Below are 24383 nucleotides of genomic sequence, written 5' to 3' on the forward strand. Positions count from 1 at the left end.
TTTAATTGTGTTTTACACCATCATCTTCGGGGGCGATGATGGTGACGCGCGGCCAGTGCGCCGCATAGTTTTTACTGGCCAGCCGCTGCACATACCCATCCAGGCTGATGCGCGCCGGGTTGCGCCGCACCACCATGGCGAACAGCTCATCGAGGCCGTGTGGCGCGATGATGCCGATCTCGCCATCAGGCTGCAGATAAATGCCGACGGCCGTGGCAAACTCGGGCCAGGAAGCGATGGCGTCGTCCAGCGACAGCAAGGGCGGCACGACATAGCCGAACGCGTCTTCAAACCACAGATGCACCCTGGCCTGGTTGCACACTTCCCACGGCACGCCGGGTAGCAGGGTTTCCAGGCGCTGGCGCAGTTCCACCTCGCGCCGGGCTTGCACATCGTGCGCATCGAAATACGCCACGTCGACGTCGCTCAGTGCCGACGCTTGTGCGTAGCCGTGCAAGGCATCCCACACGAGCGTACGCACGGCACCGGCGCCGATGCAGCAGTGGGGCAAGCCCAACTGCTGCACGGCCTGCAAGGCTTGCATGCACCACGGCGTGGCGCGGGCGATGGCGCGCAGGCGCGCCGCCAGTGCCTCCTGCCCACTCATGTGCTCATTCTGCTATGGCCGGATCTGCGGCGCCACGCCGTCGTGGCTAACCGTCCCTTCTACATTGCCGAAGTACACATCCAGGTCTTGCTTCGGATGGAAGTTGCGCAGCTTGACTTGCAAGGTGGTGGGGTTAATTTTGGTGAACGTGCCAGGGAAGCACAGGCTGATCAGCTCATCCGGCTTGCCCTTGATCAGGTTCAAGGTGAAGTCTTCGATGCCATTCTTCCAGGTGTTGCCCGTCGTCAAAATATACGACACCCAGACAGCATTGACGAAGCCGCTTTCGCCCTGCTTGGCCGCCAGGCGGTTCCACGTCTTGTAGAAGGCCTGGTCGCCACAGTATTTCTTTTCAAATGCATTGCCATCGCCCAGGTAGGAAGCGCCGGGCCCGGCCGCGACGAATGGCGCATATTGATGGCGCACGCGCACGACTTTGCCGGCGGGAAATTTCTGCTGCCACAGGTAGATGACTTTCACGGTCCAGGCCGGCACCCATTCTTCGTCATACAACTGCGCCAGCAAGCCTTCGCCGATCATGATCTTGCTCTGCGCGGCCGTCAGCGGCGCCACTTTCCTGTCGAACGGCGTGTGCGAGGGGAAATAGGCGATCTGCGCGTCCGACAAGCCCAGCTGGCGCAAGCGGGCCGTCACATCGTTGCTGTCGAGCTTGGCGACGAAGGTGGTTTTATAGTCCTTGCGCTTGCCGTCCACGTCGACAGTAAACTGCTGCGGCTGGCCATAATACGTGGGCGAGCCATGGTAGCCGGCCGCGTATTCGGGCAGCGGGAAGAAAATCGTCTCTTCCACATCCTTCGCCGATTCATTGAGGAATTCGTATTCGACCTTGATCAAGTCCGTGCTCACGCTGAGCACTTCCTTTTTCATGGCCACGGCATCGGTCTTGCCGAACAGGATGCCGCCCGCGCTAACGGAACCGATGCCGTCGTTGGCCACGGCCGTGCCGGCCAAGGCCAGCGACAGGGCAGCGGCCAAAACGAGCTTGCGCACGGCCATCACGCGGCCTTGCCCGGTACGGGTTCGACTCTGCGCTGCAGCACGAAAATCGGTTGCGCCCATTGCGTATCCTTTTTCTTCTTGCTGGTGATCAGCGTCAGCTCCGATGGATCGTAGACATCCGTGTTGTGCGTCAACGGCGTCGTCATCAGGTATTGCGCTTCCGTGTTTTTCAGGAACTCGCCCACCAGCTGGATGTTGCGGATATCGAGGTGGGCAAACGGTTCATCGATGAAGACGAAGCCGCCGGAACCGTCTTCCGATTTCAGCAAGCCGATCAGCAGCACCAGCGACTTCATCACCTGCTGGCCGCCCGACGCTTCGCCATCGTTCATGCCGATCACGCCCTTGCCGTCAAACTTGAATCGCACGTGCAAGCCCGCCTGCGACAGTTGCACGTCGTCATTTTCCAGGCGCACAGGGTCCGCATGCACTTCGATGCCGGCCAGCTCGCCCAGCTCCTTGATGTTCTTGCTATAAGTCTTGATGGTGTAGCGCAAGCGCTCCATGTAGGCGCCGCGCGCATTGCCCGTCGCTTCGATGGCGCGGTTGTTCTGGTAGCGGCGCTCGTCCGTTTCCGACTGGCGGCCATGCAACTGGTCCGACAGGCGGTGGTGCTGGTCGATGACGGTGGCGTCGAGTTCCCAGTCGTCGCGCGCCAGGCTGTTTTGCAGGCTGGCCACGCGCAAGTCGACCTGGTGCGCATTCTGGTGTTCGGCCACGAGGGCCGCGCGGCGCGCGGGACGGCGCCAGCTTTTCGGCAGATGGCGCCACGCATGGCGCAAAGCCAGCAAGGCGCGCGCGTGCTCGGCGCGCTGTTCAATTTGTTTCTTGTAGCCCAGGCGCGAACCGGCTTCCGCTTCCGAGAGGGCCAGGCGCGCGTTTTGCCACACGGTATCGGCGCGCGTGCGCGCCACGGTGGCGTTCTTGGTCAGATTCTGCAGCTCGCCCAGGCGGCCGCCGACTTCCAGGCGCTCTTCCTTGAGCGGTTTCGAATTGCGCAGCGCTTCGGCGAATTCTTCCTGGCGCGCACTGAGTTCCTTGGCCGCGTCGACGCCGGCGATGCGCGCTTTTAAAGCGCCCACTTCCGCCGCCAGCTTCGAGATCGCCAGGGTGAGCGTGTCTTCCTGCCCTTCCAGGCCCGGCAAGGAACGCAGCAGCGCTTCCAGGCGGCCGCTGCGGCCTGCCTGGCCGAAGCGGTAGCGCGATGCTTCCACGAACAGGGAGCGTCCGCCCCGGCGTTCGCGGTGATACGCCTCGGGTGTGATCCACTCTTCGTGGTTGCCCAGCTTGAAGCCCGCTTCGACGGAATCGACGCGCGCAATGCGCGACAGTTGCTCGATCAGCCAGCTAGGCACGGGCGCGGAGAATTTCACCACGGCCAGCAGGCTTTCGTCGTTGGCGACAGGTGCCGTGACCAGCTCCGGCACGATGAAGTGGCGATAGCGTTCTTTCTCGGCCAGGCGGTAGGCAGCGGCCGCATCCTTGGCTTTATCGAGCAGGACGACCGAGGCGTAACCGCCCAGCACGCCTTCGACGGCACCCTGCCAGCGGCTGTCCGTCACTTCGACGATGTCCGACAACATCGCATGTGCAATGCCAGCATCGCGCAGCGCGCGGCGCATGCCGCGCACATTGTCCGGCTCCGGCATGGCCGTCTTGCCTTGCAGCGCGGCAATCGTCGCCTGCTCACCCGCGATGCGGGCGGACAAGGCGTCGCGCTGCTGGCGCTGCTGCAGCAATTGTGCTTCCTTCTGTTCCAGCTGGGCAGCCACTTCGGCGATATCGCTGCCCGAGTCGGCCGCCAGCTTCTGCAAACGGTCTTTCTGTTCCAGCAGGCTGTCCAGCGGTTTCAGTTTTACATTGATCAGTGAAAGGCGACTCTGCAGGCCTATGGATTCCTGCTCCAGCAGGGTTTCGTTCATTTGCGCGTCGGACAGGGCCTTCGCTTGCGCGGCCAGCGCATTGCGCTTGTCGGTCAGCTGCTGATCCGCCTGCGCCATCGGTTTGCGCGCATCGCGCAATTGCCGGCTGGCCGTGGCCGCCTTTTCGCGCGCCTCGTGGTATTGCAGGCTGGGCAGCACTTCTTCCAGCAAGTTGCGGCGCTCTTTGTGCAGACTTTCCCACTGGTGGTAATTGGCCACACGCAGGCGCAAGCCTTCCAGGTTGGTCTTGGACGCTTCCAGTTCCGTCTCGAAGCGCTTCAGCTCCACTTCCGTATCGCGCTGGTGGCGCTTGGCTTCATCGTAGGCATCCAGCACTTCCTTGTCGCCGAACACCTGGAACACCAGGTCGAGCAGCTGGCGCGGCGCGTATTCGCACAATTTGTCCGTCTCGCCCTGCTCCAGCGCCAGCACTTTCGACATGGCGGGCGACAGGCCCGCATTGGCCAGGCGCTTGCGGTAGTTTTCCACGCCCAGCCAGTCGTTGGCATCCGTGATGTCTTCGATCTGCACATTGCCCGGACGCATCAGATACTGACGCTTCCAGTCGCCGCCATTCTTCTGGATCTGGCAAAACAGGGTCACTTCATCGTCGCTGAAGAAGCCGGAACTGCGGAACGGACGGTTCGACAGCTGCTTGCCCACGTTCTTGTTGTCGACCACGGCGCGCAGCCATGCCGTTTGCTGGCCCGAGTGGCGCGCATAGTGTTTATAGGTGCGCCCCATCGAACAGTCGAGGCCGAACAAGGTGCGCAAGGCGTCGAGCAAGGTGGTCTTGCCCGAGCCGTTCTGCCCCGCGATGGTGATGATCTTCGCGTCGAGCGGAATATTCTTGATGCGCTGCCAGTAATCCCAGTGCACCAGTTCAAGTGATTTGATATGAAACATGGGTGCTTTCAGTGAGGAAGGTCGGACACGGGCTCGTCGCCGGCGTCGGGCAAGTCGCCGATGTCGGCGGACAGGTCGTCTGCCAGGTCGGCATCGGGGTCGACAGCCACCAGGCGCGCAGGCGCCCGCTTGAACACGTCGGCCAGGGCGCCGTTGATGATGCGCTCTTTCAGGACGTCTGTATCCATCATCAAGTCCAGCAGCGGACCTTCCAGGATAAAGTCGCCGCGCCGCTCGATGAAGCCCAGCTTGGCCAGGGTACCCAGATTCATGTCCATGCGCGTCTTCTTGCCCAGCTTGTCGCCGAAGTCGGACAGCAGCGCCTTGTAGGAAATGCCGATCGATGCGTCTTCCGCGCGCGGCAGGGGCTTTTCCGTGCCAAACATATCGTTCTGATCATCATCCGCATGCTGGTGCGTTTCCTGGCGTTCGCGCTTGGGCAGGATGATCTGCGCCCACAGCACCACCAGCAAGGCCACGCCATCGCGTGCCAGGCCAAAATTATTGTTTTGCCACACGTCGCGCGCGCCGAAAATCTTCGGTTCGATGGTGCGCGTCAGGGCCAGGGTGACATGGTCGGCGTACACGTTGTCGAGCAATTTCAAGCCGCAGGCCAGCAGGCGCGCATCGATTTCGGCGCGGAACAGCTCGTCGGATAGCACACGCTTGACGAGCTTGTCGTCGCGGCGCAGGGTTTGATGCGTGAGCAGGCGCGCAATCAGGATTTGGGAATCGTCATTCATCGGCTGTGCCGCTATCTAAATCAAGTGAAACATTCAGTGAAAGCGAGGCGATCGACATGGCCGCCACGTGGGGGTCGGTCAGTTGGACCATCTCGTCGGTCGGTGTAAAGGTGATCGGCAAACGCGCCAGTTCGGCCGTCGAGCCTTGCAAGCTCGCTTCGGACACATCGCCCAGGAGCGGCAGCATCGAGGCGCGGTAGGACGCCACGGCAAAACTGGCCGGCAGCAGAGAGTCCTGCACCGGTACGGACTTCGGCCCTTCTTCGCCGATGCTGGGGAAATTGCCCAGGCTGGCGAAGTTCGACAGGCGTTCGAGCAAGTCATCGAGTTCGAGTTGCATGGCGGGACCGTCGCTGATGGTAGTGGGCGCGTCCTCTCCGCTGGGCAGGCCCGTGTTGATGACACCCGCCGCCCGTTCGGACAGCAGTTCCGTTTCGGCCACGTCGATCATCTCGGCCGGCGTGGAGAACAGGGGCACGACAGGCTGGTCGATGGCGCCCTCGGCCAGGCTGGCCAGGTCTTCATGCAGCAAGAGCCAGCGCTTGATGTCGGTGGTCGACAGGCCCGACTGGCCCAGGTGCACGCGCTGGCGCTCGATCTGGTTCAGCGCGCGCGAAAACATGCCTTGCATGTTCAACAATTTACTTTGCGCGCGGCCGATCGCCTGCGCTGCCTTGTGCGTGGCGCTGTCCGCGTTTTCATCGGAAGTGATGGCCACCAGAATTTCCGAACCTTTTTCCACCCAGTCGCACGCCATGTTCCACTTCGCCTGCGCCGTGCGCAAACGGAATTCGGAACCGGAGGCGATGGCGTCGGAGAATTCTTCCGTCAAGTCCACCAGGCGGCCCAGCAAATGCTGGAGTTGTTCAACGGATACGCCGCCCACGGCTTGCGCACCGGCCACCTGCGACAGCAGGAAACCCATTTCCGCTTCATCTTCCGTCTGGCCCAGGCCCAGCAAGCTGTCGATGGCGGACAGCACATTGCGCGCCATGGGCGTGACGCGGTACACGCCCTGCTGCGCATCCCATGCCAGCAACTGGTTCGAGCGCAGGCGCAGCAAGACCGTTTCCAGGCTTTCCGGCAATAGATACGCCAGTTTCGTATTGATATCGGCGCGCGTATAGGCGGACGTGGCCGCATCGGACGCCAGCTCGCGCAACACCAGCAGCCGCACCAGCACGCCATCGAAACCACCATGGAACAGGGCCGTAAACACTTGCAGCAAGGGCTGCGCCCGCTTCAAGTGAAAAACTTGCTCAATTTCATCGGCCGAAATATTGGGCTGGAAATGCGCCTGCAAGGAATCGTGATGCTCTTGCTCTGTCTGATTTGCATCCGTAGCCACGGCTGCACTTGCCATTATATCAATCATTCTTTTCCGGATGAGTGTTCAGCGGGCGGCGCAGCGGGCTAACGCGGCGCTGCGGGGCGGGGGCGTCAGTATATCAGTTCTGACATGCAATTTAGCGTGCGGGAGGGGGTGCTGCGGACGCGGCGCAACACAGCCGCGGCGCCATGCCGGGCCAGGATGGCAAAACAGGGAAGCAAACCCGGCATGCCTGGCCCTGCACATTGGTGAGCACTTACTTTTTAATGATCTTCTGCAAGGTTTGCTCGACATAATCGCCATCTTCATCGGCGAACGTCACCTTCACGGGATACCATTCCAGCGACGGCGCCAGCCACAGGTCCACTTGCTGGCCCTTCTTGTCCGGCGGCGGCGCCTTGACCAGGTGCACGGCCTCCACCAAACCCTGGCCGGTGGCGACGGTCTCCTGCTTGACGACCTTGAAGGTCCACGGCTCGGCGTCGTGGCGGCCAGCAACGAAGAAGCTCCATTCCGAGCCCGGCGTAAATTTCTCGGGCGTGGCGCGCGCCACGCTGACCAGTTGCCAGACGGTGCTGTTGCGGTCCTGCTCGCCGCCCTTCAACGGATAGCTGTCATCGCCCTCACTGAAGACGATGGTCTTGCTGTCGCGCTTAAACGTGGTCGTGGCCGCTTCCTTGCGGAAGCGTTTTTCCACGAACTGGGCAGGCGCCAGGCCGTAATCGTCGACCGTGCCTTCGCTGCGCTGCTCGAGGATCTTGCCGAACAGCGCAGCCTTGGTTTCGGCCAGCAGCGAATACTTGCCTTCGCCGGCGCGCCAGTTGCTGACCGATTCTCCGGACAGCGCAATGCCGCGCTGCTTCGCCTTGATCGAATACACGAGGTCTGCCGATGGCGCCAGCTTGTATGGGCGCTTGATGACGGGGTGGTCCACGGGCTCGTCCGCCGCCATGGCGGGCGTCAGGGTGGCAGCCAGCAGGCTGGCAGCCAGGACGCGTTTCAAAGTAGTCAAAGTAGTCATTTATTTTCCTGTTGAATCATTTACGGAGATCTTGGTCACGGTTTGCGTGGTCAGCGCCCCGTTCGCTTCTGTATTGCGTATTTGTACCGGATACCATTGCATGGACGGCGCCAGCCAGATGTCGAGCTGCGACGAATAGGTGCCGGGCTTCGGTGGCCGGCGCACATGCCAGGTCACCAGGCGCCCCATTTTGGTATCCAGCTCTTCCTCGCCCACCAGCTGGAAGCGGAACACGGTCGCTTCCTTTTCCTCGCCGACGAGGATATCGATGTTGCCCGCCAGCTGGTTGACGTCGGCGCGGCCGATGGCGGCCAGCTGGAACGGCACGCTGGCCTTGTCTTGCGCCCCCTCTTGCCACGGCGCTGTGGCTGTCACGGCCGAAAACGTGATGGCCTTGGCGTCGCGGTTGAAATGCGTGGCCGTTTGCGCGCGGCCCTTGCGCTTCTCCGTGGCCGTGACGGGCACGATACCGCTGGCATCGATCACGCCCTCGCTGGTCAGCACCAGAAGGTTGATGCGCGTGATCAGCATGCTCAAGCCCACTTCCAGTTTCAGCTGGTAGGTATCGCCCCTGTTTTCCCACGCCATGGCCGCCACGCCCTGCCACTTGGTGCCGTCGGCATCGCGCCGGTCCACGTGCAGGTCGAATTGGGCCGAGGCAGGCACATTCGTCTTGTAGTGCCGTGCCTGCTCGACGGCTGGCGGCGGCGCGCTGGCCGGTGCGGGCACGGCGGCCACGGCGGGCGCAGGCGCCGTGATGGCGGGGGCGGCCACAGCAGCCGGCTCGGACGTAACCGGACCTTCCGGCACGTCACTGGCGGGCGCCGTCCACTGGGCTATCTCGCTCGACGGCAGGTCCGTCGGCGGCGGCGGTGGCGGCAGGCGGGGCTCGGGAACGGGCCGCAGCTTGGGCGGCGGAAGCGGCGCCAGCACCGGCTGGGGTTTGGGTGCTTCGGCGATCAATGCCATGCTGACCACCTGCCCATGATCCTGCCCCAGCGCCACCATGCTGGCACGCGAGGTGAGCCATTCCAGCGCCATGTAATGCAGTGCGCCGATGACCGCGACAAAAATGACGGTACGGCGGCGCGGGCGCGAAAAGAAGGAATCGGGCATCATAGGCCGTAGTGTAACGCCTCCGCCCCGCTTCCCGCTTCTTGCCCGTGCTCAACTCCTGATGTTTTATGTAAGAAAATGTTGGTGAGCTTGCGTCAGTTGCAAGCTGATATCTGCTACGCTAGGGACATCCACCTACCAGGAGATTTCGCATGGCAAACCCGCAAATGCCCCAAATGCCGGGCGCAGCAGTTGTGACCGATACCCTCGACTTCGTCAAGAACCTGTGGGGCAGCATGAGCGTGCCCGGCATGGGTATGCCCGGCATCACGGCGCCCACCATGTCGGTGGAAGAGCTGGACAAGAAGATCAGCGACCTGAAAGCCGTCGAAGCATGGCTGAACCTCAATACCAGCATGCTGCGCGGCAGTATCCAGGCGCTGGAAGTACAGCGCGGCACCATCGCCACCCTGAAATCGATGGGTGCTTCGCTGGCGGCGGCCATCACCCAGCCCGGCGCCAGCGAGAAAACCGTATTTGAATCGGTGCCCTACGCTTCCGCGTTTTTCCAGCAGGCAGCGCCTGCTGCACCCGCGCCTGCGCCGAAACCGGCACCGGCACCCGCGCCAGAACCCGCTGCGGCGGCGCCCGACGATGCCGGCAGCCAGGCGGCAGCCCAGCTGGCCAATCCAAGTGCTTGGTGGAATTTGTTACAAGATCAGTTCAAGCAGGCGGTATCGACAGCCATGTCGCCCGACGCCGCCGGTGCAGCAGCAGCCAGCTTAGGCCAGGGCAGCAAGGCCAAACCTGCCGCTGGCAAGCCTGCGGAAGCAGGCACGGCAGCCAAGGCCAAGGCCCCGCTGCGCAAGGCGCCCGCAAAACGCGCAGCGCCCAAGTCCAAAGCACCAGGCAAGGCCTGATACGCAAGCCGGCGATATGATCAGGCGATACGATGAATGCGGATCGCCTCGATCATGTTGTCGGCCTGGCGTTTTACGTCACCGATCGTGATCAGGCCTTCGTCGGCCAGCGCCTTGGCGTGCTCGTACGAAGACTGGAATGTTTCCAGCGTGTCTCCCTTGGCGGCGACCGGGCGTACCCAGGCAATACTGCCGACCTTCATTTTTTTGTACACTTCATTGACCACATCACGCATAGTTTCTTCCTTATTGTTGTAAAGCAACTCAAGCACGGGCGAACCCACGCTGGCCCCTAGTTTATCATCCGGCACGCTCGCGCACGGATTTTCCCCCTTTTTCCGGCGCCGGCGGCGTTTTATCCGGCACCTCGACGGCCACTTCCGGCCCGGGCGGCGGCGTCAGCTGCACCAGTTGCTCCATCAATTGCGCGAAGCGCTGCTGTCCTGGTGCAATTTTGTCTACATACAACAACACTTCCATGGCTTCGGCCGCCAATTCCGCCTGGTAACCGCGCTGCTCCAGGAAAGACACGATGATCTGCGCGGAGTTGAACAGGATGCGCAGGTTGTTCGGCAGCTTTTCGCGCGCCGCGCGCATCCAGGCGACCGCCTCGTTAAGCTTGTCCGTCTTCCACAGCAGCACGCCCTTGTTCATCAAATCCGATGCTTCCTTGCGCGAAGCGATGATCAGGCTGGTGCCCTCGTCGCCCATCTTCGCCTTGTCGAAGATTTTTTGCACCTCGTCCTGTACCACCTGGTTGTCGTGGTTGTTCTTCACCACATAGCACAGCAGGCTGGACGGTGCATCTTTGACGCCGACGGCGAACAGCAAGGTAGCCAGTTCCATGCAAATGCTTTTCTCGGGCCGCGCCGGGTCGTCAAGCAGCATGACTTCCAGTTCGTCGCCACACTTGCGCGCACGCCGGTAATCGCCCGTTTCGTGGTGCACCATGCCTTCCGTGATCTTCGCGCGCAAACCAATTTTCTCGGGCGGAAATTCGCGCTGCGCCAGCAGCAGCCATTGCAGCGCCTCCTTGGCATCCTTCTTCAGGCCGCACACGCGCGCCAGCCCCAGATACGCGTCAGGCGTCTTCATGACGGAAAATTCACCGATGGCAATACATTTGCGAAAAGCCTTTTCCGCCATGCTGACATTGCCGACTTTCAAGGCGGCCAGTCCCAGGTTGCGCTGGCGCGGCACGGAATTGGGCGACAGGCGCGCCGCCTTTTCCAGTACCCCGCACGCTTCCTCGTGCTGGCCCATCAGCTGGTAAGCCACGGCCATCTGGTCGTAGGCGTCGATGTAATACTTGTTTTCGACGATCACGCCCTGGAAGATCTGCCGCGCCGCCTCGTGTTCGCCGTTATTCATGCGAATCTTGCCCAATCCTGCCCTGGCCCAGCTGTAATCGCGCTCGGCCAACACTTTTTCGTACACGGCGCGGGCCTTTTCCGGCTCGCCGCTTTTCAGCAGCAGGGATGCCTTCATGCGCAGCAGTTCCAGCGCGTGCAGCTTGTTGAGCTCGATCTGCGCGTCGCACAGCTTGGCCGCGCGCAAATAATCCTTTTCCATGCAGGCCTGGTCGATTTCGCGGAATACCTGCTTCTTGTGCCACACGCGGTTCAGCCGCGTCAGCAGCACGCCTTCCGTGATCGGTTTGATCAGGTAGGCGTCGGGCTGGTGCTCGGCCGCGCCCATCACCGATTCCACGCTTTTCTCGGCCGACACCATCAGCCACACGCTCGACGGCGCCGTCAGGTTGCGCACGCGCGTCTCTTCCAGCACTTGCTGGCCATTCTTGCCTTCACCCAGGTTGTAGTCGCACAGCACCACGTCATAGCGCGTCTTGGCCAGCAGCTTCATGGCTTCGCCGCCGCTGGCCGCCTGGTCGATATGGCGCGCGCCCAGGTTGCGCAGCGATTCGCGCAGCAGGATGCGAATGCCGATGAAGTCATCGACCAGCAGATAATGCTTGTCGGCCCAGTCGGTGCTGCCCGCTTCGGCGGCGGTGGCGTGGCTGTCTGTTGTCATGAATTCCTCGTTCAGGGCAGGCGCAGGATGAAACAGCCGCCGCCCAGCACGCCGCCATTTTCCAGGGCGATGCTGCCGCTATTGCCCCGGTGCTTGTGCATCTTCGCCACCACACTGGAAAAATACAGGCCGAGGCCCGTGCTGTTGGTGGAAAAGTTCACGCCGGCCGCCATGCCATCCATGGCCGCGCTGCCCGCATCGAGCAGCGCCTGCGAGTAGCCGTCGCCATTGTCTTCCACGCGCAGCTCCAGCAAGGCGTCCGCCTGGCGCACCGACAGGCGGATCGTGTCTTTCGTGTAGCGGATGGCGTTGTTGATGGCATGCGCCAGCACGCCGATGACCAGGTCTTCATCCAGGGTCCAGATCAGCTCCGGCGGGCAGACTGTCTCCAGGCGGATGCCTTTCGAAGCCAGCAGGATCTTTTCCTGGTCCACCACCTGGTCGACTACCTGGCTCACCAGTTGCGGCTGCACGTCGAAGGGGTAGCCGGGCTTGCCCACTTCCTTGTACAGGGCCAGCAGCTGGATCAGGTTATCGTTCAGGCGCTTGGTCTGGTATAGCATTTGCGCCATTTGCAGATAGGCGGGGTCGGCCTGGGGCGCGGGCTTGGCCTGCTCGGCCGCCAGCAAGGATTCCAGGGTGCCGCTGACCACGCTGATCGAGTTTTTCATGTCGTGCACGGTCGACGCCAGGAACAGGAAAAGCTCGGGCGAGCTGTGTTGATCTTCCACCGGATATCTCCTTGGGGCCGCAGCTTGATTATTGCCAAGGATAAATTATACCGCCAGCATGCCGGCGCCAGCCAGCCGCGCGCAAAGACCGTGAGCTGACGCAACAATGCCGCCCCCGCTTGCGCAAGGGCGGCATAGTCTTGATAAGCCGGCAAGATCAGCGGCGCGCGCCCGCCAGGCGTTTGACCACGACGATCATGCGGTCGATTTCCTCATACGTGTTGTAGAAGGCGAAAGATGGCCGCACGGTCGCTTCCACGCCGAAGCGGCGCAAAATCGGCTGGGCGCAGTGGTGGCCCGAGCGCACGGCGATGCCCTCGTCGTTCAGAGCGCGCCCCACTTCCGCCGGCTCGTAGCCGGCCAGCACGAACGAGGCCACGCTGGCCTTCTCGAGCGCCGTACCGATCAGGCGCACGCCGGGAATGGCCTGCAAATGGTGGGTGGCGTATTCCAGCAGCGCGTGCTCATAGGCGGCGATGTTGTCCAGGCCGATGCGCTGCACGTAATCGATGGCCGCACCCAGGCCCACGGCATCGGCGATATTGCCCGTGCCCGCCTCGAAACGGTTCGGCACGCCCTGGTAGACGGTACGCTCGAACGTGACGTCGGCGATCATGTTGCCGCCGCCCTGCCATGGCGGCAGCTGCTCCAGCAAGTCCGCCTTGCCGTATACGGCGCCGATGCCCGTCGGGCCGAACACTTTATGCCCCGAAAACACGTAAAAATCGGCGCCCAGCGCCTGCACGTCCACGCGCAGGTGCGACACGGCTTGCGCCCCATCGACCAGCACGCGCACGCCGGCCGCATGCGCCAGCGCGATGATCTGCGCCACGGGCGTCACCGTCCCCAGCGCATTCGACACCTGCGTCACGGACACCAGCTTGGTGCGCCCATTGAGCAGCTTGCGGAATTCATCGAGGAGGATCTGGCCGCTGTCATCGACAGGAATCACGCGCAGGATCGCGCCCTTTTCCGCCGCCAGTTGCTGCCATGGCACGATATTGGCGTGGTGCTCGAGCTGCGAGACGATGATTTCGTCGCCGCTACCGATGACCTTGCGGCCAAAGGTATTGGCGATCAGGTTGATGCCCTCGGTGGCGCCACGGACAAAAATGATTTCATTGGCCGACGCGGCGCCCAGGAAGTTCGCCACCTTGGCGCGCGCCGCCTCGTACGCATCGCTGGCGCGCGCAGCCAGCGCGTGGGCGGCGCGGTGGATGTTCGAATTCTCGTGCGCATAGAAATACGACACCCGGTCGATCACCGACTGCGGCTTGTGCGTGGTGGCCGCATTGTCGAACCAGGCCAGCGGCTTGCCATTGACCCGTTCGGCCAGCACGGGGAAGTCGCGCCGTACGGCATGCACGTCGAACGGTGCCGGCGCCTGGTGTTGGCCCGGTTTCGTCGCTGAAGGCAGCTCGGTCTGGAAATAAAACACGGGCTGGCTGTTAGCCGGCGATACGGGCAGCTGGCGCGCGGGTGCCTGTTGCGGCGTGGCAAACAGTCCCCGCAAATCGTCGGGAGCAGCCTGTCCCAACCCCTGCTGTGCCAGGCCATCGAGCTTGCCGTTCGACACGGGATAGCCATGCGCGCCGCCGACAAAATAGTAGGGCGACGGTGCACCGAGGGCGGACAAGCGTGGCGTCGGCACGGAAGCAGGCGCCGGTGCAATCGGCGACTCCAGGGGCGCCGTCACGGGCGGCACTTGCGCCGTCGCCACGCCGGGGGCGATGGCGGCGAACGAAGGGCCGGGCTGCGGCGGCGGACGGTTCGCATAGCGGGGCGCCGCATCGAGCACGCTGCCGGAGCCACCGAGACTGGGAGGCTTGTCCAACGCAGGGGGCACCCCCGGCAAACGCGCGAAAAACTCGCCCGCCAGCCGGTTCAGGGTCGCTTCATCGGGTAAAAACGGGACGGCAGGCAAGCCCGCCGCGCCATCACTTGTAGGTGTCTGGGTAGTCATGGTATTTACCGATCTCCACGTCTTCCAGTACGGCCAGCGCATCGTCGGTCAGCACGGCCAGCGAGCAATACAGCGAAATCAGGTAGGACGAAATCGCGTGGCGGTTGATGCCCATGAAGCGCACGGACAGGCCCGGGCTTTGCTCGCCCGCCAGGCCAGGCTGGAACAAGCCGATCACGCCCTGGCGCTGTTCGCCCGCACGCAGCAAAATGATCTTCGTCTTGCCGTCTTCGATGGGCAGTTTGTCGGACGGCACCAGAGGCACGCCGCGCCACGTGAGGAACTGGGAACCGAACAGGCTGACGGTGGGAGGCGGCACGCCGCGGCGCGTGCATTCTCGCCCAAAAGCGGCAATGGCCAGCGGGTGGGCGAGGAAAAAGCCCGGTTCCTTCCACACTTTCGTCAGCAGTTCGTCGAGGTCATCCGGCGTGGGCGCGCCCGTCAGGGTGAAGATGCGCTGGTCGTCATGCACGCTGGCCAGCAGGCCGTAGTCGGGATTGTTGATCAATTCGCTTTCCTGGCGCTCCTTGATCGTTTCGATGGTCAGGCGCAGTTGCTCCTTGATCTGGTCGTGCGGGCTGCTGTACAGGTCCGATACGCGGGTGTGCACGTCGAGCACCGTGCTGACGGCATTGAGAAAATATTCGCGCGGCTGGTCGTCGTAGTCGACGAAGGTTTGCGGCAATTCCGACTCGTCGCGCTGCGAGCAGGCCACGCGCACATCCTTCGGGTTTTTCACGCGGTTCAGGCGGTAGATACCCGCTTCCACGGGCAACCATTGCAGCAGGTGCACCAGCCAGCGCGGCGTGATGGTGGATAACTGGGGGACGCTCTTGCTTGCATTGGCCAGCTGGCGCGCGGCGTTATCGCCCAGCGCAAACTGGCTCTCTGTTGCTTCTGCCATGACTACTCCTGATGAGAAAAGTGAATATGCTTATCTGAAAAACGAATAAAGTATCGGACGTCTCCCCTCTTCTCTCAACATGCTATCGCCACCAACGCGGCGTTTTAATCCACCAGTTCCGGTTCGCAGCGGGCCATCAATCCCGCCAGGCCGATGCCCAGGGCGCCGGCCAGTTTTTCCACCGTCAGCAGCGACGGCGTGGCGGCGCCACGTTCGATTTCGCCGATGAAGGAGCGGTTCAAGTCGGCCGCTTCGGCCAGGCGTTCCTGCGACCAGCCTTGCCCTTCGCGCAACTGGCGCACGGCCAGTCCAAACTGTTTGATCAACATGCTGTCCTCATGGGTGGTGGGCAAAAGCGGGTTGGGATGGCGCCGACAAGTCCGGTGCCTCCTGCTGGTTGTGCGCTTGCGTGACATGGCTGCCCGGTGCCACGCTGCGGGTCAGCCAGACATTGCCGCCGATGACGGAGCCCTGACCGATGGTCACCCGTCCCAGGATCGTCGCGCCCGCATAGATGACCACGTCGTCCTGCACGATGGGGTGGCGCGCCAGTCCCTTCTTCAGCACGCCGTCAGCGCCGGCGGGAAAGCGCTTGGCGCCCAGGGTGACCGCTTGATAAATGCGCACCCTTTCGCCGATGATGGCCGTCTCGCCAATCACCACGCCCGTGCCATGGTCGATGAAAAAACTGCTGCCGATAATGGCGCCAGGATGGATGTCGATGCCCGTCTGCGAATGGGCCACTTCGGCGATGATGCGCGCCACCAGAGGCGCACCCAGCGCGTACAAGGTATGGGCCAGGCGGTAGTGGATGATGGCCAGGATGCCCGGATAGCACAGCAGCACTTCATCGACGCTGTGCGCGGCCGGGTCGCCATGGAAGGCAGCCGCCACGTCCGTGTCGAGCTGGGCGCGGATGCGCGGCAGCGCGCGGGCGAAGCGCTGCACGATGGCCAGCGCCTGCTGTTCGATGGAGACCGTCTGCTGCAAGCCGTGCTGGCGCGCGTGGTAACTGAGTTCGCGCCGCACCTGTTCGTGCAGGCCCGTCAAGGTCGTGTCGAGCGTATGGCCGACGAAGAAATCTTCGCTCTCCTGCTGCAGGTCGAGGGGGCCCAGGCGCATGGGAAACAGGGCCGCGCACAGGGCGCCGACGATATCGCGCAGGTGCTGGCGCGACGGGAATTCGCGCGCGCCGCACTCCTGGCTGCTGGCCAGCCCCAGGCGCCACTGCGCGCGCACGGCGCGCAATTCATCGACGATCTGGTGCAGTTCCCATTGCGGCTGCGCGGCAAGGGAGGCAGGGGGAAGGGCTCGCTGGTTCATGGTGGTCCCGGGAAGAGGTTTAATCTTGCAGCCAGGGCAGCGCATGCCAGCGCCAGCCGCCGCTGTGGCCACGCTGCTGCTGCGCGTCGAGATCGCCCTCGAAGCCTTGCGCGATATTAAAGACGTGCGTGAAACCCGCCTTGGCCGCCGCTTCGGCTGCTGCGGCAGAGCGCTTGCCGCTGCGGCACAGCAGCACCACGACGACATCCTTGCCACCCACCTTCGCTTCCAGTTCGCGCACAAAGCGGGGATTGCGGTTCATGGACGTGCCGGTCGCCCACGCCACGTGCAGCGAGGCGGGAACGTAGCCGACAAAAGTGCGTTCCTCGTTGGTGCGCACATCGACCAGTACGGCTTTGCCAGCCTGCACCAGCTGCCATGCATCCTGCGCACTGACGATGCCCGCATACGGCAAGCCCTGGGCCTGCGCCTGGACACGCGCGAGATGGAGCACTTCATCAAAGGCCGCCTCGCCGTGCGCGGCACGAGGGTCGAAAATCAGTTCTGCAGCAGCCATCGTTCCACCTCTTTATTCCGTCGTCAAAAACCAGCACACGTCCACTGTAGCGAACTTATGTTGTTCGGAAAACAAATTAAAAAGAGTTTGGAAAGCTGAAAAACGTATATGGAGATATTGCAGCGTAAATCCGGGGTCAGACCCGCCGCGTCTGACCCCGGAACTTGTTTGGGGGGTGAATTAGAAAAAGACCAGAATCAATATGCTCTACGGCGCTCTCGTAATAAAAAGCGCGCTGGGTCAAGCGCAGCGGCCAATTGACTCTCCAGCGGCAGCGGCTCGCCCTCCAGCTGGCAAGCCAGCAACTCGGCCGCCAGCGGCGCCCAGATCAGGCCGCGCGAGGCGTAACCGAGCAAGCCAAACAGGCCTGGCCAGCGGGGCACGTCGCGCAAGCGTTCGCAGCGGCCCGGCACGCCCGGGTCGGGCAAGGCGCCCGCCAGCGGAAGGCGGTCCGGCGCCATGCAGCGAAAGCCCGTGCGCCCGGCCAGCGGCGCGTCAAACGCCGGCACATCGAGGATAGCGGCGATCTTGTGGATATTCTCGTGCTGGCTCGATGCGCGTACCTCGGCATCCGCGTCCGCATCGTAGCTGGCGCCCACGCACACGATGCCCTGGTGCGCCGGCGTCATGTAGGCTTCGCGGCAGACAACAAACGGCAAGGATGGCAGACTGCCTTCGGCAAGGTGCGTGACCTGGCCGCGCACGGCGTCCAGCGGCAGACCGGCCGCCTGTTCGAAATCCACGGCACCCGTGCCTGCCGCCAGGATGACGGTGGGTGCCGCAGCGATCAGGGCACCGTCCGCATCGCGCACCAGCCATTCCTCATCGCCACGCTCCAGGCGCAGGGCGCTGCTGGAAAAGCGCCGCGTGAGCAAGGCGCCGCAGGCGGCGAGCATGGCCGCGCAGATGGAAGACGGGCGCGCCCAACCGCCCTGTTCGAACCACCAGGCGCCATCGGGCGCCGGTGCGCCCAGCATGGCGGTCGCCTCGGGCGCTTCGAGCCAGCGGGCGAATTCGCGCGGATACAAGCCGCTGGCGGCGATCTGCCGCTGCACCTGCGCATGCGCGCCGTCGCGCGCCAGGTGCAGCACGCCGCTTTGCACACCCTCGATGGCGGCGCCGATGCCGCCCAGGTCTTTCCAGCGGCCCAGCGAATACAGGTAGGCGGCGCGCACCAGGCGCGTGGCGATATTGTCATCCTTGGACATCAGCGGCATGAAGATGCCGGCCAGGTTGCCCGACGCTTCGCTGGCAGGCTGCGCGTGGCGCTCGACCAGGGTCACCTTCCAGCCGCGCGCGGCCAGCCGTTCGCAGGCGGCCGCGCCGGCCACGCCCGCGCCGATGACGATGGCGCGACGCTCGGGCGCGGTGAAGGCTGCGTGCTCGCCGCGACGCGCATAAAACACGGCACGCAATCGGCTCTCGTCAAAAACAAAGCCGTTTTTTTGCAACTCCGCGCGCTGCGCCTCGTCCAGGTGCACGGCCTGCAGGCGCGCGCCATCGACCATCAGGCGCGCCAGCACCGGCATGGCTGCCGGCACCCAGGCCAGGTGCACTTCATCGACACGCGCCGCCAATTGCGCCAGGCAGGCATCGGGCTGGCCGATCAGCACATCGAGCGTGACGAGGCCATCGCGCGAGACCATGCGGTGCTGGCCAGGCACGCAGGGCGGCCATTGCACGCGCCATTCCTGCGGCAAATGGCTGGCATCGACGGGACGCGGCGCCAGCGCGATGTAGTGCAGGCGCCGCCCGCCATGGGCGCCACAGGCGGCGCCAAAGCGCGCGCCGTCGAAATCCGTGTCGAGCACGACGAGCACGTGGGCCATCAGCGCCCCGCGCGGCAGAAACAGGAAGGCGCGTGGTCGTTGACCATGCCGATGCCCTGCATGTAGGCGTAGATGATGGTCGAGCCGACAAATTTGAAGCCCCGCTTGAGCAGGTCTTTCGAGAGCCTGTCCGACAAGGCCGTCTTGGACGGGAAGTCGCCGGGCTGCCAGCTGTTGACGATGGGCTGGCCATCGACGTAGGCCCACAGAAAGCTGTCCAGGGTCTGGCCTTCCGCGCGCAGGCGCAAATAGGCTTGCGCATTCGTGATGGCTGCCGCCACCTTCAGGCGGTTGCGCACGATGCCGGGGTCGGCCAGCAGCTGCGCCACCTTCTCCGGGCCATAGGCGGCGATCTTTTCCGCGTCCCAGCCGTCAAAGGCTGCGCGGTAAGTGTCGCGCTTGTTGAGGATGGTTTCCCAGCTCAGTCCCGCCTGCGCACCTTCCAGGTTCAGCATCTCGAACAGCTGGCGCTCGTCGTGGCAGGGCACGCCCCACTCCGTGTCGTGATACGCGAGATAGCGGGGATTGGCCGGATTGGCCCAGGAGCAGCGGATGGTGGTCATGGTCGTGTTCTTCATGTGCGGGCAAACGCCAGTATAGTTTATCGGCCGCGCAGGATGTGCCCCAGTTCCAGCAAACCGTGCGCCATCTCGGCCGGGGGAATCGCCGCAAAGCCCAGCAGCAGTCCTGGCGGGGTGGCGCAGGCGACGCCGGCGTCAGGGTCGGCATAGTGCCCCAGCGGGCGCAATTCAATTCCCCGTGCCAGCCCCTCGCGCGAGACCGTTTCTTCATCGTGGCCGCCGCGAAAATACGCGCACAATTCCAGGCCGCTGTCGGCCGGCCCGCATGCGAGCTGGTCGTCGAGTTCGCGCGCGATACCGCGCACCAGCAGGTCGCGCCGCTCGGCATTGCTGTCGCGCGTGCGGCGGATATGCCGGCCAAAATGGCCCTCGGCGATGAAGTCGGCCAGCGCCATCTGCGGCACGATGGCCGTGTGGCGGTCCATCACGGCCTTGGCTTGCACCAGCGCTTCGGCCAGCGCGGGCGGCGCCACCATATAGCCCAGGCGCAGGCCGGGGAACATCACTTTTGACAGGGTGCCCACGTACACCACGCAGCCGGCCCGGTCCAGGCTTTGCAGGGAGGCCAGCGGCGCGCCCGTGTAGCGGTATTCGCTGTCGTAATCGTCTTCCACCAGCCAGGCCTTGTTCTGTGCGGCCCAGGCCAGCAAGGCCAGGCGGCGGGGCAAACTCATGCTCACGCCCAGTGGCAACTGGTGCGATGGCGTCACGTAGGCCAGTTTCGCCTGCGGACAGTGCGCCACGCCATATGCCACATCCAGTCCCTGCGCATCGACGGGAACGGGAAACACGCGCGCGCCAGCGGCGCGCAGCGGGCCGCTGGCGCCCCGGTAGCCGGGCGACTCCATCCAGGCCGCATCGCCCGGCGCGAGCAGGATGGTCGACAGCAAGAACAGCGCCTGCTGCGAGCCCGAGGTAATCACGATCTGCTGCGGCGTGCAATGCACGCCGCGCGACGCCTTCAGGTACACGCACAGCAGCTCGCGCAGTGGCAGGTAGCCGGCCGGATCGCTGTAGCCGAACTGGTGGTCGGGGCGACGCCAGCGCCGCGCTTCCAGGCGGTTCCACACGTCAAACGGAAAATGGTCGATGCGCGGCATGCCGACGCGGAAAGCGCGCAATGGGCCACGGTGGTATGCCACCTGGCGCATGGCCGTCACCACTCCCTGCCCGCGCGCTGACAGGGGCCGTAGCAGACCCGGCGCCTCGGTCTTGCCGGCCGACGCGGCCACAGGCACGTCGACGCTGACAAAAGTACCGCGTCCCACGGCGCCATCGAGATAACCTTCCGCCGTCAACAGCGCATAGGCATTGAGCACCGTCTGGCGCGACACGGCCAGCAGATGGCAAAAGTCGCGCGTGGGTGGCAACTGCATGCCGGGACTCATGCGGCCATCGAGGATGGCTGCCTTGATGGCAGCATACAATTGGCGAAATAGCGGCTCGATGGCGCCGCGTTGCAGCGGCAAGGCGGCGATGATCTGATTCAGGTGGGAAGCTGGCATGGCGCAATGGCTCTTGAATTGGTATCTTCAAGATAGCACTTATTGGCTGTTTTAAATAGCCAAAACAAGCGCTAAGATGGCGCTTCCCTTTCGACTCTTGCGGAGCACCCATGCATCAGTTTTTCGCTACCGTCGCCTGGCAGCGCGACGGCCAGGATTTCGCCGGCCAGCGCTACAGCCGCGGCCATGAATGGCAGTTCGACGGCGGCCTGCACGTACCCGCCTCGTCGTCTCCCTTGTCCGTGCCGCTGCCCATGTCGGTGGCGGAAAATATCGACCCGGAAGAAGCGCTGGTGGCCGCCACGTCGAGCTGCCACATGCTGTTCTTCCTGTCGCTGGCAGCGCAGCGCGGCTACGTCATCGACGACTACCGCGACGATGCCGTCGGCGAGCTGGGAAAAAACGCTGCGGGGCGGCTGGCCATGACGCGCATCGTGCTGCGCCCGCGCATCGTGTTTTCAGGCGCGGCACCCTCGCCAGAGGCCTTGGCCGCCCTGCACCACGACGCGCACGAACGCTGCTACATCGCCAATTCGCTCACGGCCGATGTGGTCGTGGAAGGAGCGCCCTAGATGTACACGCCCGCCAGTTTTCGCGAAGAGCGCCTCGACGTGCTGCATGGCCTGATCCAGGCACATCCCCTGGGCGCGCTGGTACGCCACGGCGCCGATGGATTATGCGCCGACCATGTGCCGTTCGAGATCGCCGCGCCCACGCCCGAGGCCCCGTTCGGCATCCTGCGCGCCCACGTGGCGCGTGCCAACCCGCTGTGGCGCGCCGGCGGGGACGATGACTGCATGGTGATTTTCCAGGGGCCGCACGCCTACATCACGCCCGCCTGGTATGCGGAAAAGCAGGGTAGCGGCAAGGTAGTGCCGACCTTCAATTATGCGGTCGTGCACACGCACGGCCCCTTGCGCGCCATCGATGACGCGGCGTGGCTGATGGACTTGCTGGAGCGGCTGACGGCGCGCCATGAGGCAAATCAAGCCGCACCATGGCGGGTGAGCGATGCGCCGGCCGACTACATCGACAAGATGCTCAAAGCCATCGTCGGCATCGAAATCCCCCTCACGCGCATCACGGGAAAATGGAAGCTGGGGCAGAACCGCAGCCTGCAAGACCAGGCCAGCATGGCGCATGGCCTGGCGCTGGACACTCAACCCGGCGCGGCCCGGGCGTTGGGCGCACTGATCGCCGCCAACGTCACGCCAGCCAGCTGACAGCCGCCGAAAACGTCAGGAACGACAGCGCCGTCGACACGAGGATGATGCGGGCGATGCGCGCCGTGTTTGCCCCGAAGCGCTCGGACAGCAGCGACACATTGCTGGCGCTGGGCAGGCAAGCCACCAGTACCATGCAGGTCAGCGCGAACGGATCGAGCGGCGCACCCAGCGCGATGGCCGCGTGGCCGATGGACCACACCAGCAGCGGATGCAGCAGCAGTTTTTTCAGCGCCACCGGCACATACTCCCCCAGCGGCGCCGGATCGGCCGTGCTCATCTGCGAACGGGCCAGCACGGCGCCGATGGTAAACAGGGCGACCGGAGAGGCGGCGTCGGCCAGCAAGCCCACCGTCTGCGTCAAAGGCTTGGGCAAGGCCAGTTCCAGCCACGACGACAGGGCGCCGAGCACGATCGCCCACGGCATGGGATTGCCCGCCATGCCCTTCAAGGCGTTGCCGACGGCGGCGCGGCTGCCGTGCGCGCCGCCGCTGCCGATGCGTGACAGGGCAATGCACAGCGAGCTGGTAATCAGCATGTCGACGACGATGGTGACGATGACGGGTCCCGAAGAACGGGGTCCGAGCAAGGTCAACAGCAAGGGCACGCCCATGAAGCCCGTGTTCGGGAAGGCGGCCACCAGCGCGCCGAAGGCGGCGTTGTTCCAGTCGATGCGGTGGCTCAGGGTCATGGCCATGGTGACGCCCACCATGATCAGGGCGCACAGCAGGTAGACGCCAAACACGCTGGCGTCGAGCAGCTGCGCGATGGGCGTGGCGGCGCCGAAACGGTACAACATGCATGGCAGCGCGAAATACAGGACAAAACTGTTCAAGCCGCCGATGGCGGCCAGCGGCAGCAGCTTGCGCCGCACGGCCAGATAGCCGCACAGCACCAGGGCGAAGAAGGGAAAGGTGATGGCAAGGATGGTCAGCATGGAGCGCCATTGTAGCGCGCTGCTCTGGCTGGCCGCCGGACGTAAAAAAAAGGCCGCTCACGCGGCCCAAGGAGGTTTCGGGGGAAAGCGCCGCTGGCAGGCTATGGCGTGAGCTGGGCGCGGATCTCGCCCGCCGGGTAGGCGGCACTGTGCACGTTGACGTACAGCTTGCCGGCCTGGTAGCTCGCATACTGGGGCGGCGTGAGCAGGGTGCCGTCCGGCACGGAAAACATGCCTTCGGCGGTTTTCACCAGCGGCAAGATGACAGGGCCGTTGGCGCCGGTCGGCGCTTCGTGGATATGCGCGACGGTCGCCAGCATGCCCGTGTAGCGCACGCCGCCGCTGACACTGCGGTCTTGGGCGACGCGGATAGTACTGCTGCCACTGGCCGTGCTGGTGTTGGCCGGCACCTCCTGCGCGCCCGTCAAGGTGACGTCATGGCCGCCCGGATGATGCGGACCATGGGAACAGGCGCCCAGCAGGGCTGCCAGCGCCAGCACGGTGGCGGCGCGGCGCAGGTGTTGTTGCAATGTGCTCATCGCAGGTCTCCTTCAACGGACAGTAACGGACAGCGGACAGCGGGTCACGAAGGGCGCCCGGCCCCGCACAACCGGGCTTGCGCCACTCTGGTGTTGCATAGTGCGACTGTAAGGCCATGCCGCCTTGTCCGCTTTGCTTTTCGCCAAACTTGCTGCTCGCCTGCCGGCCCGTCTTCAGGCCAGGTGACCTTCTGCCACCCAGCCCCGATTGGCGGGCGCGGCCTTCGGTTTGGGCGCGATGCCGCTGCTTTTTTCCGCATCGAGGATGATGCTGCGCATGCTGTCGCTGGCGGCCGGCCCTGGCGCGAAGGCGTAATACTCGTCATTGATGGGCAAGCCCGTCATGGCGTCGACCAGCACGGGATCGGCGGCCAGGCCCGTGTCGCGGCTGGCGATGACGAGACTGGCACCTTCCGGCGCAAAGTTTTCATTTCCCCAGGCAATAAAGGCCAGCAAGACCGGCTTGAAGGCGCGCCCGGACTTGCTCAGCACATAGTCGTAGCGGGGCGGCTTGGCGCAATACAGGCGGCGCGTCATCAAGCCGCCTTCCACCAGATCGGCCAGGCGGCGCGTCAGGATGGTGGGCGCGATCTTGAGGCTTTTTTCAAATTCGTCGAAGCGCGTCTTGCCATAAAACGCCTCGCGCAGGATGAGGATGCTCCACCATTCGCCCACCTTGCCCAGGCTGCGAGCGATCGGGCAGGGCAAATTATTAAAGTTGGTATGTTTCATGACCATCTCCTCACGTTGATTCAACACAACAATCGAAAAATAT

The 24383-nt window shown here is 63.9% G+C and carries 24 protein-coding genes; 3 read left to right on the forward strand and 21 right to left on the reverse strand.

Annotated features, from left to right (window positions below; translation table 11 throughout):
• Position 1: 1 nt before the first annotated feature.
• The 7 genes from C8C89_RS01825 to C8C89_RS01855 form a co-directional block, all read right to left on the reverse strand.
• Positions 2 to 607, reverse strand: coding sequence for a nucleotidyltransferase family protein (locus C8C89_RS01825; RefSeq protein WP_243857870.1), 606 nt, complete (start codon positions 605 to 607; stop codon positions 2 to 4).
• Between the two features lie 12 nt (positions 608 to 619).
• Complete coding sequence (locus C8C89_RS01830) at positions 620 to 1687, reverse strand: DUF4424 family protein (protein WP_133988759.1); 1068 nt, start codon at positions 1685 to 1687, stop codon at positions 620 to 622.
• A complete protein-coding gene (locus C8C89_RS01835; protein WP_133988760.1) occupies positions 1624 to 4455 on the reverse strand; it encodes an ATP-binding protein in 2832 nt (943 codons plus the stop codon). The genes C8C89_RS01830 and C8C89_RS01835 overlap by 64 nt, the downstream gene beginning before the upstream one ends.
• 8 nt (positions 4456 to 4463) lie before the next feature.
• The gene (locus C8C89_RS01840; protein WP_101483686.1) at positions 4464 to 5198 is read right to left on the reverse strand and encodes a hypothetical protein; all 735 of its coding nucleotides are present in this window, start codon (positions 5196 to 5198) and stop codon (positions 4464 to 4466) included.
• Positions 5191 to 6573: a hypothetical protein gene (locus C8C89_RS01845; protein ID WP_243857871.1), complete on the reverse strand. Its 1383-nt coding sequence runs from the start codon at positions 6571 to 6573 to the stop codon at positions 5191 to 5193. Before C8C89_RS01845 ends, C8C89_RS01840 begins: the two co-directional genes overlap by 8 nt.
• A gap of 211 nt (positions 6574 to 6784) precedes the next feature.
• Positions 6785 to 7549: a DUF3108 domain-containing protein gene (locus C8C89_RS01850; protein WP_101483684.1), complete on the reverse strand. Its 765-nt coding sequence runs from the start codon at positions 7547 to 7549 to the stop codon at positions 6785 to 6787.
• Positions 7550 to 8668 carry a DUF3108 domain-containing protein gene (locus C8C89_RS01855; RefSeq protein WP_133988761.1) on the reverse strand — a complete coding sequence of 373 codons (1119 nt, stop codon included), beginning with the start codon at positions 8666 to 8668 and terminating at the stop codon, positions 7550 to 7552.
• A 149-nt stretch (positions 8669 to 8817) separates the two neighbouring features.
• On the opposite strand from C8C89_RS01855, the gene C8C89_RS01860 reads away from it, so the two are divergent.
• Entirely contained in the window at positions 8818 to 9525 is a 708-nt protein-coding gene (locus C8C89_RS01860; RefSeq protein ID WP_133988762.1) for a PhaM family polyhydroxyalkanoate granule multifunctional regulatory protein, read from the forward strand.
• 20 nt (positions 9526 to 9545) lie between these two features.
• On the opposite strand, the gene C8C89_RS01865 is transcribed toward C8C89_RS01860, so the two are convergent.
• The 11 genes from C8C89_RS01865 to C8C89_RS01915 all read right to left on the reverse strand — a co-directional run bounded on the left by C8C89_RS01865 (position 9546) and on the right by C8C89_RS01915 (position 20909).
• On the reverse strand, positions 9546 to 9809 hold the full coding sequence (locus C8C89_RS01865; RefSeq protein ID WP_225317168.1) for a hypothetical protein: 264 nt from the start codon (positions 9807 to 9809) through the stop codon (positions 9546 to 9548).
• A gap of 16 nt (positions 9810 to 9825) precedes the next feature.
• Positions 9826 to 11556: a response regulator gene (locus C8C89_RS01870; RefSeq protein WP_101483680.1), complete on the reverse strand. Its 1731-nt coding sequence runs from the start codon at positions 11554 to 11556 to the stop codon at positions 9826 to 9828.
• A gap of 11 nt (positions 11557 to 11567) precedes the next feature.
• Positions 11568 to 12287, reverse strand: coding sequence for a HAMP domain-containing sensor histidine kinase (locus C8C89_RS01875; protein ID WP_133988763.1), 720 nt, complete (start codon positions 12285 to 12287; stop codon positions 11568 to 11570).
• A 157-nt stretch (positions 12288 to 12444) separates the two neighbouring features.
• A complete protein-coding gene (locus C8C89_RS01880) occupies positions 12445 to 14250 on the reverse strand; it encodes a family 2A encapsulin nanocompartment cargo protein cysteine desulfurase (protein ID WP_133988764.1) in 1806 nt (601 codons plus the stop codon).
• Complete coding sequence (locus C8C89_RS01885) at positions 14225 to 15154, reverse strand: family 2A encapsulin nanocompartment shell protein (protein WP_034753448.1); 930 nt, start codon at positions 15152 to 15154, stop codon at positions 14225 to 14227. Before C8C89_RS01885 ends, C8C89_RS01880 begins: the two co-directional genes overlap by 26 nt.
• A gap of 104 nt (positions 15155 to 15258) precedes the next feature.
• Positions 15259 to 15483, reverse strand: a complete 225-nt coding sequence (locus tag C8C89_RS01890) for a helix-turn-helix transcriptional regulator (RefSeq protein ID WP_101483677.1) — start codon at positions 15481 to 15483, stop codon at positions 15259 to 15261.
• 7 nt (positions 15484 to 15490) lie between these two features.
• The gene (gene epsC, locus C8C89_RS01895; protein WP_133988765.1) at positions 15491 to 16477 is read right to left on the reverse strand and encodes a serine O-acetyltransferase EpsC; all 987 of its coding nucleotides are present in this window, start codon (positions 16475 to 16477) and stop codon (positions 15491 to 15493) included.
• Positions 16478 to 16496: 19 nt separating this feature from the next.
• Positions 16497 to 16994 (reverse strand): rhodanese-like domain-containing protein, encoded by a 498-nt coding sequence (locus tag C8C89_RS01900; protein WP_133988766.1) that lies wholly within the window; start codon positions 16992 to 16994, stop codon positions 16497 to 16499.
• Positions 16995 to 17191: 197 nt separating this feature from the next.
• Complete coding sequence (mnmC, locus tag C8C89_RS01905) at positions 17192 to 18823, reverse strand: FAD-dependent 5-carboxymethylaminomethyl-2-thiouridine(34) oxidoreductase MnmC (protein WP_133988767.1); 1632 nt, start codon at positions 18821 to 18823, stop codon at positions 17192 to 17194.
• Entirely contained in the window at positions 18823 to 19386 is a 564-nt protein-coding gene (locus C8C89_RS01910; RefSeq protein WP_133993084.1) for a DNA-3-methyladenine glycosylase I, read from the reverse strand. Before C8C89_RS01910 ends, mnmC begins: the two co-directional genes overlap by 1 nt.
• Before the next feature lie 38 nt (positions 19387 to 19424).
• The gene (locus C8C89_RS01915; RefSeq protein ID WP_133988768.1) at positions 19425 to 20909 is read right to left on the reverse strand and encodes a PLP-dependent aminotransferase family protein; all 1485 of its coding nucleotides are present in this window, start codon (positions 20907 to 20909) and stop codon (positions 19425 to 19427) included.
• 110 nt (positions 20910 to 21019) lie between these two features.
• Between C8C89_RS01915 and C8C89_RS01920 the strand changes: the two genes are divergently transcribed.
• Complete coding sequence (locus C8C89_RS01920) at positions 21020 to 21481, forward strand: OsmC family protein (RefSeq protein WP_133988769.1); 462 nt, start codon at positions 21020 to 21022, stop codon at positions 21479 to 21481.
• Positions 21482 to 22132, forward strand: a complete 651-nt coding sequence (locus tag C8C89_RS01925; RefSeq protein WP_133988770.1) for an FMN-binding negative transcriptional regulator — start codon at positions 21482 to 21484, stop codon at positions 22130 to 22132.
• Here the strand turns inward: C8C89_RS01925 and C8C89_RS01930 are convergent.
• The 3 genes from C8C89_RS01930 to C8C89_RS01940 all read right to left on the reverse strand — a co-directional run bounded on the left by C8C89_RS01930 (position 22116) and on the right by C8C89_RS01940 (position 24340).
• On the reverse strand, positions 22116 to 23069 hold the full coding sequence (locus C8C89_RS01930) for an AEC family transporter (protein ID WP_101483670.1): 954 nt from the start codon (positions 23067 to 23069) through the stop codon (positions 22116 to 22118). The genes C8C89_RS01925 and C8C89_RS01930 overlap by 17 nt on opposite strands.
• A 101-nt stretch (positions 23070 to 23170) precedes the next feature.
• Positions 23171 to 23608, reverse strand: coding sequence for a CHRD domain-containing protein (locus C8C89_RS01935; protein ID WP_133988771.1), 438 nt, complete (start codon positions 23606 to 23608; stop codon positions 23171 to 23173).
• A gap of 174 nt (positions 23609 to 23782) precedes the next feature.
• A complete protein-coding gene (locus C8C89_RS01940) occupies positions 23783 to 24340 on the reverse strand; it encodes a helix-turn-helix domain-containing protein (RefSeq protein WP_101483668.1) in 558 nt (185 codons plus the stop codon).
• Positions 24341 to 24383 lie beyond the last annotated feature (43 nt).

Origin of the sequence: Janthinobacterium sp. 75, from assembly GCF_004365495.1 — a bacterium.
Taxonomy (GTDB): Bacteria; Pseudomonadota; Gammaproteobacteria; order Burkholderiales; family Burkholderiaceae_D; genus Janthinobacterium.